Source organism: Cutibacterium sp. 37298, from assembly GCF_023838685.1.
GTDB classification, from domain to species: domain Bacteria; phylum Actinomycetota; class Actinomycetes; order Propionibacteriales; family Propionibacteriaceae; genus Cutibacterium; species Cutibacterium acnes.
In genome coordinates, this window is the sequence record NZ_JAJNRJ010000002.1 from 761,595 (window position 1) to 781,992 (window position 20,398).

Sequence of the window (20,398 nt, forward strand, 5' to 3'; positions counted from 1 at the left end):
CTACCGTGAAGCTATGGCAGACCATTCCTCTCGCACCTCTATCCCGCAATTCTGCAGCGACCAGATCACTGTCAGCCAGGTACGCGCCACTCTGGATCAGTGGTATCCGCCATCCCTGGCAGAATCGTGGGACTCCCCCGGTCTGGTATGCGGAGATCCCGACGACACCGTCAAGCGGATCGTTTGCGCCCTGGAAGCCACTGACACCGTCGTTGATGCCGCCATCGAGGCCCACGCCGATATGCTTGTCGTTCACCATCCTCTTCTGATGCGGGGCACCACGTCGGTGGCAGCGGATACCCCCAAGGGACGCATCGTTCACCGGCTTATTCGCCACCGCATTGCCCTCATGAGTGCCCATACCAACGCCGACGCCGCAGTCGGCGGGGTCAATGACGTGCTCGCTCGGTTGTTGGGGGTGACCGTCGAGCGTCCCCTGGAACCGGCAGCACAGCCAGTCGACCTGTGGGGAGTCCAAGTACCAGTCGATGCCGCTGAGGCACTGCGCAATGCCCTCTTCGGGGCGGGGGCGGGGCAATTTGACGGCTACGACCTGTGCAGTTTCGAAACAGTGGGGCGTGGCCAGTTCCGCCCCCTCAACGGGTCTCATCCGGCCCTCGGCACCACCAACCAGATTGAAACCGTCGAGGAAGTACGCATCCATGTCGTCGCGCCGACCGTCATACGCTCCACGGTACGCAAGGCCCTTGTTGATGCTCACCCCTATGAGGTGCCCGCCTACGATGTGAAAACCATCGACTCTGGATCCCGCCCTGGCGCTGCCACGCCAGGAATCGGGCGCGTCGGGCACCTCGACGAGCCAATGACCCTCCGCAGTTTTACCCAGCGCGTATCCGAACGGCTCCCCCGCACTGTGTGGGGGGTGCGAGCCGCAGGTAACCCGGATCAGCTCGTTACCACAATCGCTCTATGTTCTGGTGCCGGAGACTCTCTCCTCGACGCCGCGGCAGCCAGCGGTGCTGACGTCTACCTCACTAGCGACCTGCGTCACCACCCGGCTGACGAGCATCTTCGCGCCAACGGCCCTGCCCTCATCGACACCGCCCACTGGGCATCTGAGTCTCCCTGGTGCGCCGACGTTGCACGCCGCCTCCATGACGAACTAGGGCTCCCCTGCCAGGATCTAGGTATCCGAACTGACCCGTGGACCATTGGAACGACAGTGGCACAATAGAGGGACGTGACAAGCACTGATCCCCACGACTACCGAGACGACATTCGTCATGACCGCGAATTCGTTAACGACACCGAAGCGGTCATCCGGTTGGGATCAATGTTGCTGTCTTCCGGCACCGGCTCCTATCGAGTAAAGAGAGCCATGTCCGATGCCGGGCTTGCCCTGGGCATTGACCGACTTGATGCCAGCGTCAGCCTTACCGAGATCACCGCAACTGCCCACCGCGGGGACAACTTCCGCACTGTCGCACGCGAGGTCTACCGGGTGCGCGTCGACTCCTCGCGTATCGCCGCCCTTGAGGATCTTGCCCATAACCTGCCGGCTGGCACGACCGGGCGCGAGCTGGAATCACGATTGGATGACATTTCACGTACGGTGCGTCCCAAGTGGGCAGAATGGCAAACGGTTCTCGCTGGTGGCGTCGCATGCGCTGGATTCGCCATCCTCAATAAGTTCTCTCTTGCTGACTCTCTCGTAGTACTCGCGGCGGCGTCAGTCGGCCAGTTCGTGCGCGGCCGGCTCAACCGTCGTTGGCTCAATCAATTCGGAATCGCAGCTCTGGCCTCGGCCGCAGCCTGTTTGATCTACCTCATGTTGTCAGATCTGCTGACTAATACTGGCCTGCATACCATCCACGGCCCGGGCTACGTCGCCTCTCTACTGTTCCTCGTACCAGGCTTCCCCATGATCACTTCGATCCTTGACATGGTTCGTATGGACTTCACGGCGGGTTTAAGTCGGGCAACCTATTCCGTCGGTCTTATCCTTGCCGCGACTATGTCTGCCTGGGTATTCTCAGCGGCTACTGGCCTGCAACCGCTGCCTGCTCAGACGGTTTTCCCGTACCCCTGGGCGTGGTTTGCCTATGCGGTAGCGACAGCATGCGGAGTCGCCGGATTCGCCATCCTCTTCAATTCCTCACCGTGCACGGTGGCATGGGCTGCAGCTCTAGGAGCTTGTGGGAACCTCTGCCGCCTCGCCCTTGTCGGCGTCAACCTTCCGGCCCAGTTGGCGGCTGGAGTTGGTGGCATAGTCATTGGTTTTCTCGCAAGCCCGCTATCGGTCCGAACCAAGTTGCCACGCATTACATTGACAGTTCCGGCCTGCGTCATCATGGTCCCCGGCGCATCGATGTACCGCACTGTTTACTGGCTTAACGGACAGGATATGACGAAGGCACTGACCTTCGGCGTCGACGCCGTCCTCACCGTCATTCTCATCGCATGCGGATTGGCGGTAGCTCGTATGTGCACAGATCCTGCGTGGGCCCGAAACCTACCGGTCCCCAGTCCCCACGCCTTCAAATTCTCCGAGGACAATCACTGATTCCAAAACACCGCGTCGACGACCCGTGATGCGCGTCGACAATGCCGCAAATGATCCTCGACGAGGTGCTCAGATGCTCCTTGACCCATTCCCGAGGCCTTAGCGATGACGTCGAGATCCGTTGAGTCCGACGGAATAACGTCACTCGGACGGCCCCTCACCACCATGATCGCGTTACGCAATCGGCTCGCCGCCAACCATGAGTCGCACAGTTTGGCGTGCTGATCCTCGTCAATGTAACCAGCCGCCAAGGCGGCGTCGAGGGCGTCAATCGTCGAGGTGGTGCGTAAAGCTGGGTCATGGCCGGCATGCTGCAATTGAATGATCTGGGCTGTCCACTCAATATCGGATAGTCCTCCGGGCCCTAGTTTGAGGTGCCGCCTCGGGTCCACTCCACGAGGAATCCGCTCCGATTCCATCCGCGCCTTAAGCTTGCGAATTTCAGCCAGCTGACTTCCCGTCAGACCGTCAGCGGGGTAGCGCACCTGATCGACACATTCCAACAGCTCAGTCGTCAACTCCCGGTCGCCGGCACCGTGGCTAGCCCGCAGCAGGGCCTGGGATTCCCACGTGCTTGACCACTTTCCGTAGTATTTCCGATAGCTCTCCAGGCTCCGTACCATCGGACCGGACCGTCCTTCCGGGCGCAGATCGGCATCCAAAACCACAGCGGGGTCCGCGCCGTGTTTGCCGAGCAGATTACGTAGCTTGGTGACAATTTTCAGCGCCTTCTCCCCGACTCCCGGCCCGTCACCGACGACGAACAGGCAATCAGCGTCGGACGCGTATGACAGCTCCTGACCGCCCCAACGGCCCATCGCGACGATTCCGATCGGCGGGGCGTCCTCGACCTCCCGCGACACCGCGGTCAAGGCAGCATCGATAGTCGCCCCGGTGAGATCGGTCAAAGCCTGGCCGATACGCCGAATGCCAGTGACGTTGAGGATATCGGCGACAAGGATCCGGAAAAGCTCGCGACGTCGTACTGCCCGGATCGCCCTAACCGCTTCCTCGACGTCATGGTGACGTCGCGCCACAGCATTCATTTGTCGGGCGAGATCCTCCCGGCCTAACGGAGTGAGGTCGTCATCGACGAGCACCTGGACGGTCTCCGGTGCACGGGTCAGCACGTCGACGGCATATCGCGACGTCGACAACACCACCGCTAATCGCTGAGCCATCGCCCCTTCGTCACGCAGGGCTCTGAGGTACCACGGGGACTCCCCCAGCGCCTCAGATACTTGACGGAAAGCCAGCAACCCATGGTCGGGACTGGGGCCGTCAGCCAGCCACGCGAGCATCGCCGGCATGAGCGCGGTCTGAATACGTACCGCTCGGCTGGTGCCGCTGGTGAGCGCTTCGATATGACGCAGTCCGGCGTCCTCGTCGTGAAATCCCAGTGCATTTAGACGCACCTTCGCAGCCTCCGCACTCATCCGCAGATCCTGGGTGGGAATGCGCGCTACTGCCTCGACTACCGGCGAGTAGAAAACCTGGCCATGGGCCCGCAACACCGCCTTCGACGTCGCTGTCCAGACCCTGCGGACTTCGTCTGCGGTATGTAGGCCGACGGCACGTGCTAGACGACGCAAACCGTCCTCATCGTCAGGGAGAAGATGGGTACGTCGCAGCCGGAACATCTGCACGCGATGCTCCATAACGCGCTCTAACCGGTATGCCTCCTTAAGGCGTTCAGCCGCGCCTCGCGAGATATACCCGCCCGCAGCTAGGGCTCGCAGGGCCGGCAAGGTGGCGCGTACCCTCAGCGACTCGTCCTGACGCCCGTGTACCAACTGCAACAGTTGTGCGGTGAATTCGACGTCTCTCAGCCCCCCGGCACCAAGCTTGATTTCGCGGCCTTTGTCCTTAGCAGCAATGAGAGAGACCACTCTGGTGCGCATTGCGCGGGTTTCTGGTACGAATCCTTCAGCCTCTCCCACCTGCCACACCATCGGGGAAACCATTTCAATAAATCGCTGACCCAAGTCCAGATCGCCGGCCATCGGACGGGCCTTGAGCAAGGCTTGGAACTCCCAGTTCTTCGCCCATTTCTCGTAATATGTGCGCATTGAATCCATGGTGCGCACCAACGGTCCGGCATTGCCCTCTGGACGCAGAGCAGCGTCTACCTGCCAGATTGACCCAGCCCCCGAGTGGGCCGAGCACATTCTCGCCACGGAGGCTGCCAGTTTAGTCGCGATAGTCACCGCGCTGGCGCCTGAAACATCGTCATTGGCCGGTTCAGCGACATATATGACGTCGACGTCAGAAATGTAGTTAAGTTCCTGAGCCCCGCACTTTCCCATCGCGATAATGGCTAGCCGAACATCGGCATGATCAGGGCAGTCGGCTCGGGCTAAGGCCAGGGCCGCAGCGACAATACCGTCAGCCAGATCGGCTAGTTCAGCTGCGACATCCTCAATAATCTCGGTTGGGTCGTCAGCGCTGACATCTCGCGACGCAATCCGCACTAAATGGCGCCGATTCGCCAATCTCAGCCGATCTGATGCCGGACCGGTCGGCGCCCCGGCAACCATAAACTCACCTTCTTTATGCGCACCTACGACCTCAAGCAGATCGTCACGGATCTCGTCGTGACCAAGGCGAACCGGATCGCGGATGACCTCCGCGAGGTCGTCAGGGTGGGCAATAAGGTGGCGGCCCAATTCACTGGATGCGCCCAAGAGTCGAACCAACCGGCAGGCGGAAGCGTCATGATCGAGCAATTCGCCGAGGCACTGCGCGGAGTCCTGTGCAAGTTCAGCAAGGACGTTGAGGACTAGGTCCGGGTCACAGCACGTCTCAAGGTTATGCTCCCAATCCGCCAGTCGATTGGGGTCGGCCCCTATGTACTCCGCGATTCGGTGATGGTTGGCTGAGGCCGCATCAGTGTCCATCACTCCCAGACGCAGTAGGTCTATCGTGACACTCGACTTGCGATCCACCGCGACCACCTCCTCGGTGGCACATTAGCCGACGAGGGGCACCGACGTGTTGCCCAGTCGTCACGTCAGCGTCGAGTGGGTGTACGGTCCGTGCAACCCGATACCCCTAGTCTTGTTGAGGTGACGATCATGGCAGCACGCGCGGAGCGCAGCGTGAAGCGGTTGGCGACCACGTGGGTAGCGACCGCCCGCTGTCTACTGCCTCAACCCAACACTGACCCCCTTGGCCCCGGTGAGGCTCAACTGTGGGGTCGCCACCACATTGCCCATCTCATGGTGATTTTCACCGACACCCTGCAAACGGTGACGACGCCGACGACCATCAGACCGATGACCTTGGCACGGGTGATCGACGAGCGTCGCAAAGCCACCGATATCCTGGCAGCCATCGGCCATGAAGTGATTGCCGACGACACCGCTAGCCGTCTTGCCAGTCAGGCCCAGCGTCTTCTGGATAACGTGGAGTCGGTATTGCTCGCCACCCCCGGGCCGCCTGCGACAGTAGATTCTCTTGTGGGACCAGTACGCGTGACCGACCAACTGCGAGCCACCCTGCTCGCCATGGCTGCTATGGGGTTGCACGACGGCATCGATATTCCGTCTGGGGCGATTATTGAAAGCTGCCGCACCTTATCAGCCGTTCTCGATGAAACCCACGGTGGTCGCACGATCGAGCTTCGGGTACCACCTGCGTGCGCGGTTCAATTGGCGGCCATTGAGTCGGGCCCCAACCACCACCGGGGCACTCCGCCCAATGTGGCCGAGACCGACCCTGTCACCTTCCTGCAGTTGGCAACTGGCTTCTCACACTGGCCAGAAATGCGCTCAGCAGGACGGGTTCAGGCGTCTGGATCCCACGTCGACGACGTTGCTGGCGTGTTCCCAGTCGTTGATATGGCCGGGGTTTTCCGCGACATTTTTGCCGACGACTAGACGCCAGTTCCAACCTGTTTAGAGATGTGGCAGGTAACGATCAAGCTCGAACTGGCTGACCTGCCGGTTGTACTCCTCAAATTCCGCCCTCTTATTGCGTAAGAAATAGTCATAGACGTGTTCGCCGAGGGTCTCAGCCACGAGCTCGGACTCCTCCATGCAGCGGATCGCAGCACCCAGACTTTGCGGCAGCTGCTTGATCCCCAGTGCGTGACGCTCGCGAGCTGACAACTGCCATACGTCGTCGGATGCCTCCTCCGGAAGCGGTAGCTCCTTCTCGATGCCGTCCAAACCAGCAGCAAGTACCAAGGAATACGCCAGATATGGGTTGGCAGCAGAATCGATAGAACGCAACTCCACCCGAGCTGAGGAAGCCTTGTCGGGCTTATACATCGGAATACGAACCAGTGCTGAACGGTTATTGCGACCCCAGCAAATGTAGTTGGGTGCTTCTCCCCCACCGGAAAGCCGACGGTAGGAGTTAACCCACTGGTTCGTCACGGCGATAATCTCCGGGGCATGGTGCAAAAGACCGGCGACGAAATACTTCGCAACCGGCGACATGCGAGCCTCGTCAGCCGCGTCATAGAAGGCATTGGTGTCCCCCTCAAAGAGGGAGACGTGAGAATGCATACCTGACCCGGCGTGATCGGTAAATGGTTTAGGCATGAAGGTGGCCTTGATCCCTTTGAGGGAGGCGATCTCCCGGATGACTACCCGGAAGGTCATGATGTTGTCGGCCATCGTCAGCGCATCGGCGTAACGAAGGTCAATTTCGTGCTGTCCGGGAGCGGCTTCGTGGTGGCTGAACTCTACCGAGATACCCATCTGCTCCAGGACGTTGATGGCGTCGCGACGGAAGTCGGTGCCCGCTCCCAAGGTGGTGTGGTCGAAGTAGCCACCGTTGTCCAGCGCCACCGGGGATTCCCCAGGATGATGCTCATCGTTAAGCAGGTAGAACTCAATCTCTGGGTGAACATAGAAGGTAAAACCCATTTCTGCGGCGCGACCCATCGTCCTCTTGAGGACGTGACGAGGATCAGCTGCAGAGGAGGTTCCGTCAGGATTGGTGATATCGCAGAACATCCTGGCCGTGCTGGTGCCAGAGCGCCATGGCAGAATTTGGAAGGTGGCCGGGTCGGGGTGGGCGACCATATCTGCCTCGTAGACGCGGGCATACCCCTCGATAGCTGAGCCGTCGAAGCCCACGCCCTCAACGAAAGCTCCCTCAACTTCAGCCGGGGCGATGGCAACAGATTTCAGGGATCCCAGCACGTCCGTGAACCACAGCCTCACGAAGCGGATGTTGCGTTCCTCCATGGAACGCAGGACGAATTCAGTCTGCCTGCTCACCTTTCCAGTGTGCCCGTTGTGTGTTTCGAGCTGGTAACAAGGTCGCTCATGGCTTCGGTAGACTGCCGATATGGCTTCGGGTCCTCAAGCGGGGTGGTATCGAGATCCTGACGGCACACCGGATCGCTATCGCTGGTTTGACGGCGAGCGGTGGACCGACCGCACTACCACCTCCCCGGATTCTGCCCCGCAACAAGGCAGAACAGGCCACCGAGGACATGACAACGGTCGCAGCTCTAGTTGGCTCTGGGCAATGATCATCGTCATCCTCGTCGTCGCTGTCGTTGTTGCGTTCGCCTTACATCGCGGCACATCTTCAGATCACAACGCCGAGCCTGATCTCAACTCGTCGTCTCCGACGGTCTCGGCCTGGAACGAGAAGTCGACCACCCCGTCTGCCAGTTCCTCTGCTGTCACCTGCCCGCGAGGCCAACGCCCTGGAAATCAGGATTCCAACGACGGCCGTCTGCATGGCGGTGGCGTCTCGGTGGAGTCCATACCGAGCTGGCGTCATGAAAACCTCACCCTGCCATGGGTCATGGGGCAGTCAGCACAGATCGACGACGTCTATCCCGGATGGATGAGCGTGTCCGGAGTTGGTGGCTTGCCGGTTGCCGAGGGGTTCTCTGATCCTCAGACGGCCGCAACAATGATGATGGATTGCTTCGCCAGTTCCGACTATTACGCGGGGTACACCGGAGAGAAGGAAATCCGCTCGGAGGCCCTCACCATCGACGGTCATCCAGCATGGTGGAAGCGCAGTGAGGTCTACGTCTCGCTGCCCAACCTGCCCCAGGTGCGCGGCGATGTTGTTGACGTTGTGGTCGTGAACACGGGCCAAACCGACTTCCTCGGGATGTACTTCAATTCCGCCACGATCGGCGACTCAACCCGTCAGACCCTGGTAGATCACGCCCGGCAGTCCCTCAAAGTGGATTGACGGTTCAGTCGTCATCCTCGTCGTCGCTCAAGCGCGGATCGTTCTCCTAAGCATCGTTTCGCGCTGCCACTGTGTCTAGCACCTCGGCCTGGGGGTTGGTAGGAGCCAAGATGATTCACCGCCTTGCATTCAAACCCCTCGACAGTGTGGTGTCTGAGACACCAGAAATACTCACCCTGCTCGGCCAGGAGACCCCCTTCATGTGGGTTCGACGGCGGCGCCCTGGTGTAGCCGTATAACCCTCAAGATTGCCGTCACCTCCGTAGCGTCGTCATGGCGGCCCTCATTGCCCTGCACCGCTCCTGATACATACTTGGCATTTATAGACGAAGAAGAGAGACACGAACCACAGCACGCTCACACGACCTAGACTGGACCGACGTGAGTGCCATCAAGCCGTATCCCCAGAGTCCTCGTCGTCATGTCCCCGGAAACATTGCCCGTCCCCCCTACGTCGGCCTGGGCGACGTCCCGGAAACCTATGATGGCTCCCACGTGCAGTCAGCCGAGACGATCGCTGCCATGGAAGAGGCCGGACGGATCGCTTGTGGTGCCATGTACGAGGCCGGAAAAGCCGTAGAGCCCGGAGTCACCACCGACGAACTCGACCGCATCGCTCACGAATACATGTGCGACCACGGCGCCTACCCATCGACCCTCGATTACCGTAACTACCCCAAATCGTGTTGCACCAGCGTCAACGAAGTTATCTGTCACGGCATCCCTGACTCGCGCCCACTCGAGGACGGCGACATCGTCAAGATCGACGTCACCGCTTACAAGAACGGCGTGCACGGCGACAACTGCTACACCTTCGGTTGCGGCAACGTTGACCAAGCATCTCTAGACCTCATCGACCATACTCAGCAGGCAATGAACCGCGCCATTAAGGCCGTTAAACCCGGCCGCTCGATTTCCATCATCGGCCGGATCATCGAGAACTACGCCAAGCGTTTCAGCTATGGCGTGGTGCGTGACTACACCGGCCACGGTGTTCACAGCGCCTTCCACTCCGGTCTCGTCGTCTTCCACTACGACGAACCGCGCTATGACGTCACCCTCGAGGAGGGCATGACGCTAACCATCGAGCCGATGCTCACCCTGGGAGACCAGTCCAACCATCAGTGGGACGACGGCTGGACAGTCCTCACCAATGATGGTTCGCGGTGCGCTCAGTTCGAGCAAACCCTCGTCGTCGAGAAGGATGGAGCGCGAATCCTCACCACCCTGGAGTGACGATCTTCAAGGTTTGACGGCTGCCCGGGCCCGGCGAGCTCGCTGTATCGCCGGGTCTGGGATGGTAACGGCACCCGCCACAGCGCGGGTACATTCCCCACGCGGATGCGAGAGCACATCGGTAGTTGGCCCCTCCCCGACGATGCGGTCCCGACTGAGCGCCTTGACGTGCACCAACACGGTGAAGTAAAACGCGTCCCAACGGCAATGACATAGTCGCACGCCTATGCACCCTCTTCCCCAAGGTCTGGCCCGGTGGGATGGTGCTTCGCACCTGCGAGTCACCCACCAATACGATGGTTATCTCATTACGCGAGATATAAGTTCATATGTCGTGCAGCGGGGGTAATCGTTACTCACGTCATATCGTTACGGGACCCCGATCATTTTCGTCAGCCAGCGGGTCGCGGAAGGTGAACCAGCGGCGCCGGAAGAATTCCGACGGCGTAGTCTTTTCTATCGGATTTGTCGGACGAAGGGATGGAACGCGCCATCCCGGTTCCCACCAAGCGGTCGGAATGAACGGCACCACTGGAGGTCACTGTGGACACTATCCCACCCCGTACGTACAATAACTCAAACTTCCCCGAAGGTCTGCCCGCCGTCAGCCTGTCGGACGAGGAGCGAGCCCGTCAGCAACGATGGACACCACTGCGCGTGACGATCTGGATCCTCATCTCCGCGATCGCCGGGCTGGGCTGGTGGATGCTCGCCGTACGACGCGGCGAAACGGTCAACGGCATCTGGTTCGTCTTCGCGGCCATCGGTTCGTATTTCATCGGCTACCGGTTCTACGCCAAGTACATTCAGGACAAGCTCGTCCATCCCGATGACAGCCGGGCCACCCCCGCCGAGTATGACTGCAATGGACGAGATTTCGTCCCCACGGATCGCCGCATTCTCTACGGCCACCACTTCGCCGCTATCGCTGGTGCCGGCCCCCTCGTTGGCCCGGTACTCTCAGCTCAGATGGGCTACCTCCCAAGCACGATCTGGATCATCGTCGGGGTCATCTTGGCAGGAGCCGTCCAGGATTACCTTATTCTCGTCATCTCGATGAGACGCGGTGGACGGTCCCTCGGACAGATGGCCAGAGAGGAATTGGGGCGCTTCGGAGGCATCGCGGCGCTCATCGCCACTCTCACGATCATGCTCATCATCGTGGCCATCCTGGCTATGGTCGTCGTCAACTCCCTGGCCGCCTCCTCATGGGGTGTGTGGAGCGTCGGACTGACTATCCCCATCGCCCTGCTCATGGGCTTCTACCTGCGTTATCTGCGCCCTGGCAAAGTACTTGAGGTCTCGATCATCGGCATCGTCCTGCTCGTGCTGGCCATCGCCTCGGGGACCTGGATCGAGAACACTGCCGTTGCCAGTGCTCTCCACTTGAGCAAGCCGTTTTTGGCCTGGGCCATCATCATCTACGGATTCATCGCCGCAGTACTCCCCGTATGGATGCTGCTGGCTCCCCGTGACTACTTGTCTACCTTCATGAAGGTCGGCGTGATCGCGATGTTGGCGATCTCGATCGTCATCGTCCGCCCGGTCATCAGCGTGCCAGCAATGACGGTCTATGCCACCAACGGTGCGGGCCCCGTGTTCTCCGGAAAACTCTTCCCCTTCCTCTTCGTAACTATCGCGTGTGGAGCGCTATCGGGATTCCACGCCACGATCTCCTCTGGAACCACCCCAAAACTCATCGAAAAGGAATCCCAGGCACGTCTCATCGGCTACGGCGGCATGCTCATGGAGTCCTTCGTAGCAATCATGGCTCTGGTGGCCGCCCTGTCGGTGGACCGGGGCATTTACTTCGCTATGAATTCCCCAGCCGGTGCGACCGGCAATACCGTCAAGTCCGCCGTCGCTTACGTCAATTCTTTGGGCTTATCGGGTGTGCACGCCAACGCCAACACTCTCACGACGACAGCCAAGCTCGTCGGCGAAACATCGATCGTCAGTCGAACCGGTGGCGCCCCCACCCTGGCTGTTGGTCTAGCGACGATCATGCACAAGATCTTTGGCGGCGAGGCCATGATGAGCTTCTGGTACCACTTCGCGATCATGGTGGCTGGCTGGGGCTCGATTCTGCTCATGGGCGTCACCGACCCGTTGGGTGGCATCAACACTCTCTTCCCGCTCTTCGGCATTGCCAACCAGCTGCTGGCAGCTGTCGCCCTGTCGATCTGCTTGGTGATCTTCGCCCGGGCTGGTCACACGTGGCGGCTGCTCATCATCTTCGTACCGATGCTCTTCACCGCCATTATCACGGTTTACGGGTCTTGGTTGAAGATCTTCTCCCCCGACCCGAAGCTCGGTTACTGGGCCAATCACATGACCTACAAGCGAGCCATCGCTGACGACAAGACCTCGCTGGGGCAAGCCAAGAACATTGACGAGATGCACACCGTCGTTGGCAACACCGCCATTCAAGGAACGATGTCGATCATCTTCGTCGTCTGCGCCCTCATCGTCATGATGGTGGCCTGTATCCGCACTGTTCAGGCGCTGCGTGGTCACAACATCATCGACACCGAAGACCCAGCCAAGCCGTCCAAGATCTTCGCTCCCAGTGGTCTCATGCCCACCAAGGCTGAGAGGGATCTGCAGGTTGAGTGGGACGCCTTCTACGAGAAGCACCCTGAGCTTGACCTGGAAAGTGTCCACAAGGACAAGGAGCACGCGTGACCATCGCACCCCAACATCAACCAACCGACCCATTGTGGCGACGATGCTGGTCGTCTCTGAGATGGTGGGTACGCGGCGTCACCGGCGCCGACGCCTACGACAATTATCTTGAGTGGCGTCGTCGCACCCGTCACGAGCCGATGTCGGAGAAGGCATTCTGGCGTGACCAGTGTGATCGTCAGGATCGCAATCCACAAGCACGGTGTTGCTGACCCCTGCTTACTGACACCTTGCCCATCGGGCCCATCACTGACGGGAGGGGCCGATGAGGTCCTCGACGATGCGATCGAGGTTGTCAGCAGTCAGCTGGATGCACCTGCCGTCTGGCCACACGACAATGAGCGGGGCGTAGTTGCAAGGGAACATGCACCCGGTCACCGTAACGAGGATCTCAGTATCAAGAGCATGGGCTAGCTTGTCCTTCAGTCGAGCGTGCAGGTCGGCTGCTCCGGCTGCATTGCAGCGCGGCCCGCGGCATGCCAGCAGGTGGTGTCTGAAGGGTGGGAACTCCTGCCAGGCCGGGCTGCGCAATGGGGCTTCGGACCCGGTAACGGCCCGCCACTCATTCGATATCGTCTGCCCAGGCCGCACCGCCCCAGCATGGACGACAACGTTTGGCCCGTCCGTATGGTCACGAACCCACTGCCCTGCTACCCGGCGCAACCAAGACAGCGGCACAGGCCCATCCTCGCTACTCCAACCGACGAGTTCGATTCGGGTGTCATCGATCGAGTCAAGAACATCAATGAGCGTCGGACCGGGACCCTGTAGGTGAGCAGTACAGTCGGCTGCCACCTGCTGGGTCATCGCTCGGTCCAAGTCAATGGCGTCGTCCCATCGGAGGGATACTGCGATACGCGTCGTCATGTCTGCAGCCCGTTCCAGGTGAAGCCGCGCCTCGAGGAGGACCAAACCTCACCGTCGACACCAAAGTGGTCACGGACAAGGCCAGGCGTCAGCACTGTGCTCGCCGGTCCGCCAGCAACCATGCGACCCGAGTCGAGCACGATGAGGTCGTCGGCGTAGGCGGCAGCCAAGTCGAGGTCATGAATGACGGTGACCGTCGTCAGGCCGAGTCCTCGGACCCGCTCCAGGAGGTCGATCTGGTGTGGCAAGTCAAGGTGATTTGTCGGCTCGTCAAGAAATAAGATCTCGGGCTCCTGTGCCAAGGCACGAGCCAGCTGTACCCGTTGCCTCTCGCCTCCTGACAGGGAAGACCATGCCCTATCAGTAAGCTCGGAGACCCCGGTCGTCGCCATGGCCTTCTCGACAACGGCATCGTCATGTCCCTGTCTGCGACTGAAATTGCCCATTCGCCATCGGCCCAGATGCGGGATGCGGCCAAGCTGGACGACATCGCGCACCGTCAGTTCGACATGGGCCGACGGATTCTGCTCCAAAAGCGCCATCATCCTGGAGCGCTCCTTGGCGCCGATCCGGGCGAGGTCACGCTTGCCCAGCCACACTCGTCCCATGCCTGGCTTGCGGAGCCCCGCGAGCAAGTGGAGCAGGGTCGTCTTGCCGGATCCGTTGAGGCCGATAATCATCGTCATCATCTGAGGCCGAACGTCCACACTGACCCCTGACAGGATCGTCTTTTCATCCACGCTCCAACCAAGAGCCTCGGCCCTCAGCACTGCTGACGTTGTCACCGTTGTCATGATCTCGAGGCCTGTCGACGCAAAAGCACGACTAGCACCGGGGCCCCGACGATCGCGGTGATGACACCCACCGGGATTTCGGTATCGGGACGTAAACATCGTGCAGCGGTGTCTGACCACACCATGAGCAGCGCTCCGGCCAGGGCAGATATCGGCAGAAGACGAACGTGACGCGAACCAGTCCAGAATCTCACGATATGGGGAACCGTGAGCCCGACGAAGCCGATGGGTCCAGCGAACGCCACGCTGAGAGCCGTCAGCAGAGCCGTGCTGACCATGATTGCCCAGCGGACGGTGTTCACCGGAACACCCAACGACATCGCACTGATGTCTCCAAATGCGAAGGCGTCAAGGACGTGGCACAAAGCCATCCCGACGACCAGCGCCGGCACGGTGGCAACAACCAGCGTGATCGTCGATCCCCACCTCAGCCCGGCGAAGGACCCAAGGGTCCATGACAGAGCTGAACGGGCCGCATTCGACTCCCCGAAGATCATGATCATCACCGACACCGCTGCTCCGCACAACTGGCCCACGGCCACACCGGCCAAAATTGTCCGACCGGCAGGCAATTCCCCTGATCTGCCCGTGGCCATCGTTAGCACCATGACCAAGGCTACGACGGCTCCAATGAAGGATGCCAGGGTCATAAGGACCGACTGCCCGAGGGTGCTGGAAATCCCGACGATCAGGACGAAGACCGCCCCGACCGACGCACCGCTGGAGATACCGAGTAGGTACGGATCAGCCAGATCGTTGCCGGTCAAGGTCTGCAACACCGCGCCGCACATCGCCAACAAGGCACCGACGGCCATCGATCCGATGACACGCGGGGCCCTCATTTGCCATACGATCTGGTCGTTGAGGACCGTCACGTCAGCTCCTTCAATGAGCCGAAAGCGTCGCGCCACCACCCGCGCCACGTCGGAAACCGGAACCCGAACTGCCCCGATCCCCAGGACTACGAGGGCACTGCCGATCAGGGCAGCAACGACAATGCCGAGCAGGAGCCAACTGCGCCAGCGGCTCACTTCCCGGTAACCCTGGCCAGGCCGTCGTTGAGAGTCTTTGCTCCGTCAACCAGCTCGGCGCCAGGGGTAGTCTGGGAAAACGGCACGGTGACGAATTTGTTCTCTTTAACCGCCTTCATCTGGCTGAGAACGGGGTCCTTCTTCAGATAGGCGATCTTGTCCTTGGCTGTCGACCAGTCGGCGTCTGCAACGACGATGACATCGGGGTTAGAACCAACGATCTTCTCCCACGAACCGTCAGCCCAGCCCCCATCGAGGTTCGCAAACAGATTCTTGGCCCCGACAGCGTCCATGAGCAGCTGTGGGCCGCCATGGCCAGCGCCGATGAACGGAACCTTGTCACCCGAGTCGAACCACACTATCGAGGTCCCATTGCCGTGTTTGTTACCGGTGACCTCTTTGAGGGACGTGCGCTGTTCAGCGATGACCTTGTCGGCGGCATCTTTCTGCCCGATAAGGGTTCCAACCTCTCGCATCTCCTTCCACACATTCTCCCACGTGGCCTCAGCTGACGGGGTGCCTTTAGGGCATCCAAAGGGGCTGATATATGTGGCGATTCCCTGCTTCTTCAACTCCTCACGTGTTCCCACCGCCTTGTCGGTGAAAGCACTCGAATACGAGGACACCGCCAGATCGGGTTTGGCAGACAGGAAGGTCTCCTTGGACGGGTACTTTTTGGCGAGCACCTTGACCGAGTCGTAAGCCTTCTTCCATTTCTTCGGAATCCCGCTGTCAAGATACGCGGTCCCCGCGAGCTTGGACTCACCACCGATAGCCAGCACGTCCTCGGTGGCCCCTTGATTAAGAGTCACGGCCCGGGTCGCCGGCTTGTCGAGGGTAACCTTCTGGCCACAGTTGGTGATGGTGATAGGTCCAGCGTTGGACTGGGACGCCGACACTGAAGAAGAAGCTGACGAGTCCTTGGGGGCGCCGGCACATCCGGCAAGCATGATGACGGGGAGCATCGAAACCGCGACAGCTCGGCGAAGGGATTTCGGGGTGGCAGGCATGGCGAAACTAGCTTTCTGTGATCAGCGTGCGCGGCCGGGCAACAACAGGGCGTCGTCAGGTGGTCTTCGGGCTCGACTTCGTCTCCGTTCCCGGCGCCTTCCCAGTGCGCATGGCGCCAGTGGTTCAAGTCGGGGCGGATCAGTCATACCGCTGCGCGTCAGCTCCGGCTTTTCACCGGATTCCAGCGCTGGTGTGGTCACCAGCAACCTGACGCGAGGATTTTAGCACCCCCTTCGCATACCGGTATCCAGGGCCTCCACGACAGCGGCACCGATGACGATCGCGTTCACCGAGCGCGGCGTTTTCGGCAGCTTCCACATGGGGATCAGACCATATCGATGCACTGGCGATCCCTTCATACGCGAGCCGCCGATATGGCCCCCGAGTGAGGCCCCTCTGTTCGCGCTGACGCATGCCGCTCTGCGCAGCCTGCCAGCGCTTCCCGCAACCTCACCACACGTTTGCCGGGTTCGGGGCTGGCGACGTGAGCCGTGTCACAAGTTCACGAGCTGGCTCACCCGTCCGCGAGAGACGCCCATGATCACAGCAGAGTCGGATACCGAGTAGCCAGCTGCACGCAGATGTTGAGCTGCGGCACGGGTAGCCTCGCGCGCCTGTGCAACCTCGTCGGCAAGTGCTCCGATCTCGGGAAGCCGACAAAGATCGCGCGTCAGATCGATGAACAGGATGAATACTTCATGATTACGTCATCGCAACATCTCTACACAGCCGTAGATACTTAGTATAGAAAGGCCCACAGTTCGTCCCGCGCCTCCTCGAGCACCGTACTCACGTCTTCCAGTTCCCGGGTCTGCCATTCATGATCCTTCACTGATGACAACACCAGACAGTTTTTCTGGCTCTTGGGAATATCCGCGCTGGCGAAGATAGTGAATGCCCGATCATGGTTGGCCATGAACGACTTCCCGTCCAACGTATTCACATAGGCGGTGCCGCCTTCACCCTTCGCGATGAAACTCACCTGACATTCCCCGCCCTGCCGGGTAAAGATATGAGCCTCCGGGGAAACCGCGAGCCCGGTCTCCCCGGCGCAACGAATGACCTTCTCCTTGAAGGTCTTCGGATGCAGCACGTACAAACTGTCGGCCTGTACCTGCCTGGACGCCACGACAAGCATTGTCTCGCCAAGGTGAGCGGCATCCGTAGTGGCGGCGATCTCCCAGTCATGAGTTTCGGCCATCACCACCTGCAGATCTCCGACCACGGCCTGCCAAGACAGGCTCACGCCCGACGAGCCAACGTTGGCCCCGAACATGTCGAGCCAATCGCAGACGAACCTCCGATCACTCACCAAGTAGTGATCCTCACCGAAACGGGAGACATACATCAAGACTGGGGTATCGCCGCGGAGATCGTATGGGCGAACTACTCGACCTCCCCGGCAAGTCCCTCGGGTAGGTGTTCCCACACCACAAGCCAGTCCTTAAGACCCCTCAATCTTTGCCATGGATGATCCATGCGACGATCATGTGTAGGTAGATAGGACAGGCCTGCGCCACGGGCAGGAGAACAGGGCAGTCAGACAACTGGTTAGGGTCGATTGGGCTCTTGCATCGCTTGGACAAGCCTGACCGCCCCCTCAGCCAGGGGCAAGACCGCACCGATCCCAGCAACCGCCCAATGCCCCGACAGGATCGCAAAGATGACAATTCCTAAGCATGTGACAGTAACGGCGGCATGAGTCCAGATGCCGACAGCAGTCCCAAGCTTCACCAGTTTAGTGTTCTGATGCTGATACTCAGTTTGAGCCTGAGTTGCCGCCACTTCAACCTCATGGGAACGCTCAGCCATGACGAAGATTCTCTCAGCATAGCTGGCGTCGATCTCCTTGTATCCTGCGAGGATTTGTGGAGGTGGTAGGGGGCCTTGGAATCTCAGCGCCTGGACGAGGGTTGACTCGCTTTGGTTGACGTGGTTGCCATTGCCATCTCCCGACACAGATGACCCCCCACACTCTCCCAAGCCCTCTGAGTGATGTGGTAAGCGCTGACCGTCTGCGGCTCCGGCTGACGGCCGAGAGCCTGCGGGTCCGCGAGAGTCACTAAACGCGCCCCGCGAAGCATTGCTTTCCCGAAGCTCATCGCCGTCGTGCTCATGCCTTGACTGTATGTCATCGTCATCGTGAATTCCAGGCCCCCTCATGCGTCGTGCCACTCCTCATCGTCTTTGTCCTCTTCGCTAACCTCATCCTGCTCGGGGGTACAGTTGTCCTTCGGAGACCGAGTGGTACACGTGGCCCGCTTCACATCCTCACACCCTGCCACCTCTAGCGGATTCTTCTGGGCGTCCGACTGCCGGTCATCACTGCTACCTCCTTGGACTACTGCTCGAATCAGCTCGTTAAGAGCCGCTCGAGTTCGTGGGCCAACTTGCGAAATTGTCAAAGTCATCAAGGATCATTCCAGCGTTTGAATCATTGATAGTTGTGGACGACATCGCGCAACTCTGAAACATACTTGTAGATGTCATTCAATGAGAAAATCTGATGCTTCGTCCCCTTCTTGTCTGCGTCAAACGTTTCAAGATACTTGACTGATTCAGCATTGAAGTGGAATCGGCAGATGGGCTTTCTGTTGTTGTCGTCAAGGAGGACACCGAAGTACGTCTTCCTGTCACGCGCCACGACCCTGTTCAGATCAACCTCAGAGACCAGAATCGCCTTGACGATCATGAACGCCTCGAGCTCCTCCTGGGTGGTATGGATCTCTTCGACAGCCTCGGCAACGTCCTCACTCGGAACTCTGGGCTCCGGATCATGCGCGCCCTCGTTCAGCGCGATCTTGAGGCGGCTGTTGACCTGCTCGGAGATATACTGCCTCATGGCTTTGGCCACGATCTGCTCGAAAGCTGCTTGGATCTTGGCCGTGTAAGGATCCGTCGTAGACCCGTTTGGCAAGAAGCCTGATCATCTCCGGACTGGGAGAGGAAAACTCCTTGGCAACCTCGGCCTTGACCGAGGAGACGTACTTGAGTTCCTCCGCCGCGGCAAGGATCGAGTCAAGGTCGAATGATTCTCTGGTGAGCTTCTTAAGCTCAGGAAGCGCGTAGGAGTCGATCTCGAGCAAGTCGAGCCTCAGGAACGGCTTAGAGTCCATGACATTCGCCTTGTCGAGGTCGGTGTAGAAGAGCCAGTTTCGACCGTTCGTAAGCACGCCTATCTTGGCTGAGCATGCCGTGAAGTATCTGGTGAGCTGCGACGAGTTCTCCAGGCTGAGTGCCGCCCCGACCGACTTGGCCTCGATAAGCATCTGCACCGTGCCATCACGCATGATGGCGTAGTCGACCTTCTCGCCCCTCTTCGTGCCCACATCAGCGACAAACTCAGGGACGACCTCATGGGGGTTGAACACGTCATAACCGAGAACATTGGAAATGAACGGCATGACGAGGGCGTTCTTCGTTGCCTCCTCGGTCTCCAGAGTGTCGCCATAATCATGCAACTTCCCGGCGATATCCTCCAACGCCGATTCGATACTCATATCGGTTACCTCCTATGCCAATCCGGCACGGTTGTCGATGTAAAAACGCCCACCGTCTGTCAGGTGCGCAAGTCGTGTAAACAGAACGCCACCCACAAGGAAGCCCACCCCACACCAGATCACTGTGGGGGTCAATCGCAGGAGAGCCCACGGGTTGGACGAGTTCATCGCCCCACTCGTTTTCCATACGCTCTCGATCGGTGGGTGTGCCGGGGCTATAGGCCGCACAGCCTACAAACAATGACGAGTCCTTCGGGCGATCCCCTCCCACTTGTGGACTTTTATGAGCCCCAGATCGCTGGTCATCATTCCTACCCCCGCTTATCTTGAGGCAGACGAGAAGCTCAATCATCCGATCAATGGCTTCTCGCTCATCCCTGTCCAGTAGGTTCACCTCAGCCGGAAACGGGTACGGTATGCGCTTAACGACCTCGTCAACCGTCGCCTGGTCAGTGCTCTGATCCCCATCACGCATGGCGGTAAGCGTCGGAGCGTGGGGCCCGATCGCTTGGGCAAGGGGGCTCCATGACAGGCCTCTGCCTGACCTACGATCGACGACCTCAGCCGCTACTAGGACTT

General features: G+C 59.8%; 18 protein-coding genes, 3 pseudogenes and 1 riboswitch. Of the genes and pseudogenes, 9 read left to right on the forward strand and 12 right to left on the reverse strand.

Going from position 1 to position 20,398, the window contains the following annotated elements:
* Positions 1 to 13 precede the first annotated feature (13 nt).
* Positions 14 to 1,195, forward strand: a complete 1,182-nt coding sequence (locus LRP59_RS08025; RefSeq protein WP_002514025.1) for a Nif3-like dinuclear metal center hexameric protein — start codon at positions 14 to 16, stop codon at positions 1,193 to 1,195.
* Between the two features lie 6 nt (positions 1,196 to 1,201).
* Positions 1,202 to 2,524, forward strand: a complete 1,323-nt coding sequence (locus LRP59_RS08030) for a threonine/serine exporter ThrE family protein (protein WP_002514026.1) — start codon at positions 1,202 to 1,204, stop codon at positions 2,522 to 2,524.
* Here LRP59_RS08030 and LRP59_RS08035 read toward each other — a convergent pair.
* The gene (locus tag LRP59_RS08035; protein WP_002514027.1) at positions 2,518 to 5,469 is read right to left on the reverse strand and encodes a bifunctional [glutamine synthetase] adenylyltransferase/[glutamine synthetase]-adenylyl-L-tyrosine phosphorylase; all 2,952 of its coding nucleotides are present in this window, start codon (positions 5,467 to 5,469) and stop codon (positions 2,518 to 2,520) included. The two genes, LRP59_RS08030 and LRP59_RS08035, sit on opposite strands and share 7 nt — an antisense overlap.
* Before the next feature lie 129 nt (positions 5,470 to 5,598).
* Between LRP59_RS08035 and LRP59_RS08040 the strand changes: the two genes are divergently transcribed.
* Positions 5,599 to 6,402 (forward strand): sterol carrier family protein, encoded by an 804-nt coding sequence (locus LRP59_RS08040; RefSeq protein WP_002521909.1) that lies wholly within the window; start codon positions 5,599 to 5,601, stop codon positions 6,400 to 6,402.
* Between the two features lie 18 nt (positions 6,403 to 6,420).
* On the opposite strand, the gene LRP59_RS08045 is transcribed toward LRP59_RS08040, so the two are convergent.
* Positions 6,421 to 7,722, reverse strand: coding sequence for a glutamine synthetase family protein (locus LRP59_RS08045; RefSeq protein WP_002521910.1), 1,302 nt, complete (start codon positions 7,720 to 7,722; stop codon positions 6,421 to 6,423).
* A 103-nt stretch (positions 7,723 to 7,825) separates the two neighbouring features.
* On the opposite strand from LRP59_RS08045, the pseudogene LRP59_RS08050 reads away from it, so the two are divergent.
* The 4 genes and pseudogenes from LRP59_RS08050 to map form a co-directional block, all read left to right on the forward strand.
* Positions 7,826 to 7,897 (forward strand): annotated as a pseudogene (locus tag LRP59_RS08050) (hypothetical protein); the annotation flags it as partial.
* Between the two features lie 396 nt (positions 7,898 to 8,293).
* Positions 8,294 to 8,695: a hypothetical protein gene (locus LRP59_RS08055; protein ID WP_032499696.1), complete on the forward strand. Its 402-nt coding sequence runs from the start codon at positions 8,294 to 8,296 to the stop codon at positions 8,693 to 8,695.
* A 149-nt stretch (positions 8,696 to 8,844) separates the two neighbouring features.
* Positions 8,845 to 9,065, forward strand: a pseudogene (locus LRP59_RS08060) (hypothetical protein).
* Between the two features lie 152 nt (positions 9,066 to 9,217).
* Entirely contained in the window at positions 9,218 to 9,931 is a 714-nt protein-coding gene (map, locus tag LRP59_RS08065; RefSeq protein ID WP_156190482.1) for a type I methionyl aminopeptidase, read from the forward strand.
* Positions 9,932 to 9,937: 6 nt separating this feature from the next.
* Here map and LRP59_RS08070 read toward each other — a convergent pair whose 3' ends face one another.
* A complete protein-coding gene (locus LRP59_RS08070; RefSeq protein ID WP_002514034.1) occupies positions 9,938 to 10,111 on the reverse strand; it encodes a hypothetical protein in 174 nt (57 codons plus the stop codon).
* A gap of 363 nt (positions 10,112 to 10,474) precedes the next feature.
* Between LRP59_RS08070 and LRP59_RS08075 the strand changes: the two genes are divergently transcribed.
* Complete coding sequence (locus LRP59_RS08075) at positions 10,475 to 12,616, forward strand: carbon starvation CstA family protein (RefSeq protein WP_002514035.1); 2,142 nt, start codon at positions 10,475 to 10,477, stop codon at positions 12,614 to 12,616.
* Positions 12,613 to 12,828, forward strand: coding sequence for a YbdD/YjiX family protein (locus LRP59_RS08080; RefSeq protein WP_002514036.1), 216 nt, complete (start codon positions 12,613 to 12,615; stop codon positions 12,826 to 12,828). The genes LRP59_RS08075 and LRP59_RS08080 overlap by 4 nt, the downstream gene beginning before the upstream one ends.
* 34 nt (positions 12,829 to 12,862) lie before the next feature.
* On the opposite strand, the gene LRP59_RS08085 is transcribed toward LRP59_RS08080, so the two are convergent.
* The 9 genes and pseudogenes from LRP59_RS08085 to LRP59_RS08125 form a co-directional block, all read right to left on the reverse strand.
* A complete protein-coding gene (locus LRP59_RS08085) occupies positions 12,863 to 13,483 on the reverse strand; it encodes a ferredoxin (RefSeq protein WP_002514037.1) in 621 nt (206 codons plus the stop codon).
* Complete coding sequence (locus tag LRP59_RS08090; protein ID WP_002514038.1) at positions 13,480 to 14,277, reverse strand: ABC transporter ATP-binding protein; 798 nt, start codon at positions 14,275 to 14,277, stop codon at positions 13,480 to 13,482. Before LRP59_RS08090 ends, LRP59_RS08085 begins: the two co-directional genes overlap by 4 nt.
* Positions 14,274 to 15,308: an iron ABC transporter permease gene (locus LRP59_RS08095; protein WP_002514039.1), complete on the reverse strand. Its 1,035-nt coding sequence runs from the start codon at positions 15,306 to 15,308 to the stop codon at positions 14,274 to 14,276. Before LRP59_RS08095 ends, LRP59_RS08090 begins: the two co-directional genes overlap by 4 nt.
* The gene (locus LRP59_RS08100) at positions 15,305 to 16,318 is read right to left on the reverse strand and encodes an ABC transporter substrate-binding protein (RefSeq protein ID WP_002514040.1); all 1,014 of its coding nucleotides are present in this window, start codon (positions 16,316 to 16,318) and stop codon (positions 15,305 to 15,307) included. The genes LRP59_RS08095 and LRP59_RS08100 overlap by 4 nt, the downstream gene beginning before the upstream one ends.
* 40 nt (positions 16,319 to 16,358) lie before the next feature.
* A riboswitch (cobalamin riboswitch) is annotated at positions 16,359 to 16,545 on the reverse strand.
* A 268-nt stretch (positions 16,546 to 16,813) separates the two neighbouring features.
* Positions 16,814 to 16,984: pseudogene (locus tag LRP59_RS08105) on the reverse strand (helix-turn-helix domain-containing protein); the annotation flags it as partial.
* Positions 16,985 to 17,058: 74 nt separating this feature from the next.
* Positions 17,059 to 17,631, reverse strand: coding sequence for a hypothetical protein (locus LRP59_RS08110; RefSeq protein ID WP_014604526.1), 573 nt, complete (start codon positions 17,629 to 17,631; stop codon positions 17,059 to 17,061).
* Between the two features lie 239 nt (positions 17,632 to 17,870).
* A complete protein-coding gene (locus tag LRP59_RS08115; protein ID WP_002514043.1) occupies positions 17,871 to 18,278 on the reverse strand; it encodes a DUF2335 domain-containing protein in 408 nt (135 codons plus the stop codon).
* Positions 18,279 to 18,753: 475 nt separating this feature from the next.
* The gene (locus LRP59_RS08120) at positions 18,754 to 19,173 is read right to left on the reverse strand and encodes a hypothetical protein (RefSeq protein WP_230612257.1); all 420 of its coding nucleotides are present in this window, start codon (positions 19,171 to 19,173) and stop codon (positions 18,754 to 18,756) included.
* The gene (locus LRP59_RS08125; protein ID WP_002514046.1) at positions 19,094 to 19,819 is read right to left on the reverse strand and encodes a type I restriction endonuclease; all 726 of its coding nucleotides are present in this window, start codon (positions 19,817 to 19,819) and stop codon (positions 19,094 to 19,096) included. Before LRP59_RS08125 ends, LRP59_RS08120 begins: the two co-directional genes overlap by 80 nt.
* Positions 19,820 to 20,398: the final 579 nt, after the last annotated feature.

Coding starts and splice junctions, on each gene's coding strand:
- LRP59_RS08025 (WP_002514025.1), top strand. CDS start 14: ATGGCAGACCATTCCTCTCGCACCTCTATCCCGCAATTCTGCAGCGAC.
- LRP59_RS08040 (WP_002521909.1), top strand. CDS start 5,599: ATGGCAGCACGCGCGGAGCGCAGCGTGAAGCGGTTGGCGACCACGTGG.
- LRP59_RS08045 (WP_002521910.1), bottom strand. CDS start 7,722: ATGGAGGAACGCAACATCCGCTTCGTGAGGCTGTGGTTCACGGACGTG.
- LRP59_RS08055 (WP_032499696.1), top strand. CDS start 8,294: ATGGGGCAGTCAGCACAGATCGACGACGTCTATCCCGGATGGATGAGC.
- map (WP_156190482.1), top strand. CDS start 9,218: ATGGAAGAGGCCGGACGGATCGCTTGTGGTGCCATGTACGAGGCCGGA.
- LRP59_RS08085 (WP_002514037.1), bottom strand. CDS start 13,483: ATGACGACGCGTATCGCAGTATCCCTCCGATGGGACGACGCCATTGAC.
- LRP59_RS08090 (WP_002514038.1), bottom strand. CDS start 14,277: ATGACAACGGTGACAACGTCAGCAGTGCTGAGGGCCGAGGCTCTTGGT.
- LRP59_RS08100 (WP_002514040.1), bottom strand. CDS start 16,318: ATGCCTGCCACCCCGAAATCCCTTCGCCGAGCTGTCGCGGTTTCGATG.
- LRP59_RS08125 (WP_002514046.1), bottom strand. CDS start 19,819: ATGAGTATCGAATCGGCGTTGGAGGATATCGCCGGGAAGTTGCATGAT.